Annotated in this window: 6 protein-coding genes; 3 read left to right on the top strand and 3 right to left on the bottom strand. The window is 72.2% G+C overall.

Going from position 1 to position 5,412, the window contains the following annotated elements; all coding sequences use genetic code 11:
* Together KUTG_RS64305 and KUTG_RS37230 are read right to left on the bottom strand one after the other, a co-directional pair.
* The coding region (locus KUTG_RS64305; RefSeq protein WP_043723598.1) for an FAD-binding protein at positions 1 to 105 on the bottom strand (105 nt) is incomplete at its 3' end.
* A gap of 1 nt (position 106) precedes the next feature.
* Positions 107 to 1,192, bottom strand: coding sequence for a polyprenyl synthetase family protein (locus KUTG_RS37230; RefSeq protein WP_043731942.1), 1,086 nt, complete (start codon positions 1,190 to 1,192; stop codon positions 107 to 109).
* Between the two features lie 157 nt (positions 1,193 to 1,349).
* Here KUTG_RS37230 and KUTG_RS37235 point away from each other — a divergent pair, with 157 nt between their 5' ends.
* On the top strand, positions 1,350 to 2,234 hold the full coding sequence (locus tag KUTG_RS37235) for a methylenetetrahydrofolate reductase (RefSeq protein ID WP_043723601.1): 885 nt from the start codon (positions 1,350 to 1,352) through the stop codon (positions 2,232 to 2,234).
* 233 nt (positions 2,235 to 2,467) lie between these two features.
* Positions 2,468 to 2,821 carry a hypothetical protein gene (locus tag KUTG_RS37240; RefSeq protein ID WP_157495031.1) on the top strand — a complete coding sequence of 118 codons (354 nt, stop codon included), beginning with the start codon at positions 2,468 to 2,470 and terminating at the stop codon, positions 2,819 to 2,821.
* A gap of 96 nt (positions 2,822 to 2,917) precedes the next feature.
* Here the strand turns inward: KUTG_RS37240 and KUTG_RS37245 are convergent, their stop codons facing one another.
* Positions 2,918 to 3,598 (bottom strand): DUF3153 domain-containing protein, encoded by a 681-nt coding sequence (locus KUTG_RS37245; protein WP_198047432.1) that lies wholly within the window; start codon positions 3,596 to 3,598, stop codon positions 2,918 to 2,920.
* Positions 3,599 to 3,690: 92 nt separating this feature from the next.
* On the opposite strand from KUTG_RS37245, the gene KUTG_RS37250 reads away from it, so the two are divergent.
* The gene (locus KUTG_RS37250) at positions 3,691 to 5,373 is read left to right on the top strand and encodes a DUF885 domain-containing protein (protein ID WP_043723605.1); all 1,683 of its coding nucleotides are present in this window, start codon (positions 3,691 to 3,693) and stop codon (positions 5,371 to 5,373) included.
* Positions 5,374 to 5,412 lie beyond the last annotated feature (39 nt).

Raw genomic sequence — 5,412 nt, forward strand, 5'->3', positions numbered from 1 at the left:
CGTCACCTGCCGACCCGAGCCGAGCAGGTGCAGCGCCGTGGAGAGCCCGGCCAGCCCGGCCCCGACCACGACGACGTGGTCCGACCGCCCCTTGATGGCCTTCATGTCAGTGGTTGCGGCGGGTCGCGGCGACCGCCAGGCGCGCGAGCTCCGACGCGGCCGGCTCGGCCACCGGCGTCGCGGCCAGCGTCGCCAGGGCGCGGTCGCGCAGCTCGTCGATGCGGGCCTCCACGGCGGCCACGGCGCCCAGGTCCACCAGCAGCGAGCGCACCACGTCCACCGCCGGCTCGTCCAGGTCCGGCCGGCCGATCGCCGACCGCAGCCGGGCGGCGTCGTCGAACCGGCGCTGCTCCTCCGCGTGCCGCAGGCCCAGCGACACCAGCAGCGTCCGCTTGCCCTCACGCAGGTCGTCGCCCGCCGGCTTGCCCGTGACGGCCGGGTCGCCGAACACGCCCAGCAGGTCGTCCCGCAGCTGGAAGGCCAGGCCGATGTCCACGCCGAACTGCCGCAGCCCCTGGATCAGCCCGTCGCCCGCCCCGGCCAGCACGGCGCCGAGGTGCAGCGGCCGCTCCACCGTGTAGGCGGCGGTCTTGAGCCGGTCCACGCGCAGCGCCGCCTCGGCCGACTCGTCGGCGTGGGCCTGCGTCAGCACATCCAGGTACTGCCCGGCGAGCATCTCCGTGCGCATCGCCCGCCACGGCTCCAGCGCGCGGTTCAGCTGGCCCGTGCCGAGGCCGGACTCGCGCAGCATGTCGTCGGCCCAAGCCAGCGCCAGGTCCCCCAGCAGCACCGCCGACGCCTGCCCGAACCGCTCGGCCGTGCCGGCCCAGCGCTCACGGACGTGCAGGTCGGCGAAGGCCACGTGCACGGTCGGCGAGCCCCGGCGCACGGCCGAGGCGTCCATCAGATCGTCATGCACGAGCGCGCACGCCTGGATCAGCTCCAGCGCGCTGACCGCCATCACCACGGCGCCGGTGTCCGCGCCGCGCGGGTCGCCGCCCGCGCCGCGCCAGCCCCACCAGGCGAACGTCGGCCGGATCCGCTTGCCGCCGCCCAGCACGAAGTCGGCCAGCGCGTCCACCGCCACGGCGAAGTTCTCGTCCACCAGCGCGGCCTCGGTGCGGCGGCGGTTGAGGTAGTCGGTCAGCGACCGCTCCACCAGGCCGAGGAAGCCCGTGTCGCAGGGGTGCAACGCCGTGAGGTCGTCGCTGGGCTGGTCCGGCCAAAGCTCGGCCAGAATGCCCGGCTTGCTCATGCCAACCTCCGTCGTGCGCCCAACGCGTGCACGCCAACAGTACGTGGCCCGGCCGCCGGCTCCACTCGGAGGTTGCCCGCCGTAACCTTGGCTCATGACGTCCGTGGTGGAGCGGCTGGGCGGGCCGGACCCGGTGTTCTCGGTGGAGTTCTTCCCACCCCGCGACGCGGCCGATGAGCAGCGGCTTTGGCTCGCGATCAGGCAGCTGGAGGGGCTCGAACCGGCCTTCATGTCGGTCACCTACGGGGCCGGCGGATCCAGCCGGGACCGGACTATCCGGACCACCGGTCGTGTGGTGCAGGAGACGTCGCTGTTGCCGATGGCACACCTGACGGCCATCGACCACTCCGTGGCCGAGCTGCGCAACGTCATCGGCTGGTACGCCGCCGTCGGCGTGCGCAACATCCTCGCCGTGCGCGGCGACCCGCCCGGCGACCCCAACGGGGAGTGGACCCGGCACCCGCAGGGCCTGACCTACGCCGAGGAGCTCGTCACCCTGGTCAAGCAGCTCGGCGACTTCTGCGTCGGGGTCGCGGCCTTCCCGTACGGGCATCCGCGCTCCACCGACCTCGACGCCGACACCGAGAACCTGGTCCGCAAGTTCCGGGCCGGGGCCGGCTTCGCCATCGCCCAGCTGTTCTTCGAGGCCGAGGACTTCCTCCGGCTGCGCGACCGCCTGGCCGCCCGTGGCTGCGACGCCCCGCTGCTGCCCGGGATCCTGCCGTTGACCACGGTCCGGACGCTGAACAAGACCGTCGAGCTGTCCGGCGCCCCCGTGCCGCCGTCCGTCGCCAAGCGCCTCGACCCGTACGCCGACGACCCGAAGGCCTTCCGCGCCGCCGGCATCGAGGTGGTGACCGACCTGGCCCAGCGGCTCATCGACGAGGGCGTGCCGGGCGTGCACTTCTACACGTTCAACAGGTCCAAGGCGACGACGGAAGTGGTGGAACGGCTGGGGCTGCTGCCGGCCCGAGCCTGACGCTGCCTTCGCCATGATCGTTCGGCCGGGTGACGCCCCGCACGCCCCTTTGCCCGGTGTCACGGCTGGTCAGCGCGCGACACGCCGTGCGATCGAACTGTCACTCAATGGGGTCGTCACACGGCGAAGTTGCTCCGAATGGCGGTAGTTTCCTCGCCTGCACGGCTTCGGCGTTTTTTCGCCGGTGCGGTGTCTTCATGAAGAAGCGGTGCAACTCAAGGAGTGTGGAGTCCGTGCTGAAGAAAGCCGGAATGATCGCTGGCGTCGCGGCCGGTCTGATGATCGTCGGCTCGCCGGCGTTCGCGGACGCCCCGAACGACCTGGTCCTGCACGACGGCGGGGACACCCAGGTCACGCACTACGTGCCGATCCAGATCGTGGACAACCACGTGCCGGTCTCCTCCGAGGAGTACGTGGACGGCGACGGCGCGAGCCACACCAACGCCTCCAACGTGCTGGGTGGCGGTGGCGACCTGCAGGAGTCCGACTACCTGCCGGTCCAGATCGCGGGCAACACGCTGCCGATCAGCAGCTACCTCGAGTACCTCGGCTCCAACGCCGACAACAGCTCGAACACCGCCGGCTGATCAGGTCGACGAGAAACGGGGCGCGCCCACTGGGCGCGCCCGTTTTCGTGTGCCCGTCGGTGTCTGCCGGTCGGCCTCGGTGCTTCAGGGCCCGGCTCAGCGCCGGCGGACCCGCAGGCTGCGGCGGTGGGCCCGCAGGGCCAGCACGCTGATCACGCCCACCGTGCCGATCAGCAGCGCGGCCACCAGCACGCTCCAGCGCATCCAGGCCGCGGTGGCCAGCGTGGACAGATCCGACGTCGCCGACAGCGACGTGATCGACCCCGGCCGCGGCGTCCACGTCACCGTGTCCTCGTCGACCGTCCCCGTCGAGCTGGTCACATCGGCCGGGAAGGTGATGCGCAGCTGCACGTCCGCGTGGTCGGCCGGCACCGTGCGCAGGTCGACCGAGCCTGTGAAGTAGACGAGGTCGCCGACCCGCCGCAGCAGCAGCTGGTAGTTGCCGCTGGCCGCGCTCGACCCGCCGACCAGCGCGGTGAACTGGTCGAACTCCATGTTGCTGAACGACAGCTGGGTGCCGACGTAGCCGTCCGCGGCGTACGGCTGGAGCACCACGTCCTCGCCGAGATCGGACGGGATCGACAGCTGCGGGCCGTGATCGGCGGGCGAGGTCGGCACGGTGGCGGCCACCATGGTGCCCGACACCTTGAAGTCCCCGGACACGGTCAGGTCGGCGCGGGCGCGGACACAGCCCGACAACATCGCCGCGGCGGCCGTGAACGCGAGCGTCAGCCCGACGATCCGGCGCGACGGCCTGGCCACAAGCCTCGACAGCACCGGGTCATCCTGCCAGCAGGCACGGCCTTCACGGCGCATCACCGCCCGAAGGAGCTACGGGAGCGTCGGGGTGGCCCGGTAGCGTGCCGGGCATGTCATCCACCCCACGAGGCGTGCATCAGCTGAGCGACGACTTCGTCGCGGACTACGCCGCACTTGACCCGAACGCGGCGACCCACCTCGGCATCACGGGGTACGACGAGGAGCTGACGGACTATTCGCCCGAGGGACACGAGAGCCGGGCCGAGCTGACCGCCCGCGCCCTGCGTGAGATCGGCGCGGCCGAGCCCGCCGACGACTCCGAGCGGGCGGCCAAGGCCGTGTTCCTGGAGCGCAACGGCCTGTCCCAGGAGTTCCACGACGCCGGGCTGGACCTGTCCTCGCTCAACGTGATCGCCAGCCCGGTGCAGGACCTGCGCCAGCTGTTCGACCTCATGCCGACCGAGACCCCCGAGCAGTGGGCGACCATCGCCACCCGCCTGACCAAGGTGCCCGAGGCGCTGGCCGGGCTGCGGGCCTCGCTGGCCAAGGCCGCCGACCGCGGCGTCGTGTCGGCGCTGCGCCAGGTCACCCGCGTCGCCGAGCAGTGCGACACCTGGGCCGGCCTGAGCGGCGGATCCTCCTTCTTCGGCGCGATGATCGCCAACGCCGAAGGCGTCGACGACACGCTGCGCACCCGCCTGGAGGCCGGCGCCAAGGCCGCCGCCCAGGGCTACGCCGACCTGGCCGCCTTCCTGCGTGCGGAACTCGCGCCGAAGGCGCCGGCCAAGGACGCCGTCGGCGAGGACGTCTACCGGCTCAACTCCCGCTACTTCACCGGCGCCCGCCTCGACCTCCAGGAGGCGTACGAGTGGGGCTGGGCCGAGTTCTCCCGCATCGAGGCGGAGATGAAGGAGGTCGCCGGCCGCATCCGTCGCGGGTCCACGCTGGCCGAGGCCGCCGCCCTGCTCGACGCCGACCCGCGCTACCAGCTGCGGGGCCAGGCCGAGCTGCGTGACTGGATGCAGCGGCTGTCCGACAAGGCCCTGGCCGACATGCGGGGCGTGCACTTCGACATCCCCGACCCGCTGATGCAGCTGGACTGCAGGATCGCGCCCCCCGGCGGCGGCGTCGGCGCGTACTACATCGGCCCGACCGACGACTTCAGCCGCCCGGGCGCGATGTGGTGGTCGGTGCCGGCCGATCGTGAGGAGTTCTCGACCTGGCGCGAGACCACCACCGTCTACCACGAGGGCGTGCCCGGCCATCACCTCCAGATCGCCACCGCGGTCTACCGGGCCGACCAGCTCAACCGGTTCCAGCGCCTCATGTGCTGGGTCTCCGGGCACGGCGAGGGCTGGGCCCTGTACGCCGAGCGGCTGGTGCGCGAGCTGGGCTACCTCGACGACGACGGCGACCTGCTGGGCATGCTCGACGGCCACCTGTTCCGGGCCGCCCGCGTCATCATCGACCTGGGCATGCACCTGGAGCTGGAGATCCCGGCCGGCACCGGCTTCCACGAGGGCGAGCGCTGGACGCCCGAGCTGGGCCTGGAGTTCATGCTGACCCGGACCATCACCGACCCGGCCCACGTGCGCGACGAGATCGACCGCTACCTGGGCTGGCCCGGGCAGGCCCCGTCGTACAAGCTCGGCGAGCGCCTGTGGCTGGCCGCCCGCGACGAGGCCCGCGCCCGCCACGGCGACGCCTTCGACCTCAAGGCGTTCCACAAGCAGGCGCTGGAGATGGGCTCCATGGGCCTGGACACCCTCCGCGACCGCCTCACCCAGATCTGAGCCACCCTCCCTTTATGCAGGGAAGGACGCCTTACCCTC

Source organism: Kutzneria sp. 744 (assembly GCF_000568255.1).
Classification (GTDB): Bacteria; Actinomycetota; Actinomycetes; order Mycobacteriales; family Pseudonocardiaceae; genus Kutzneria.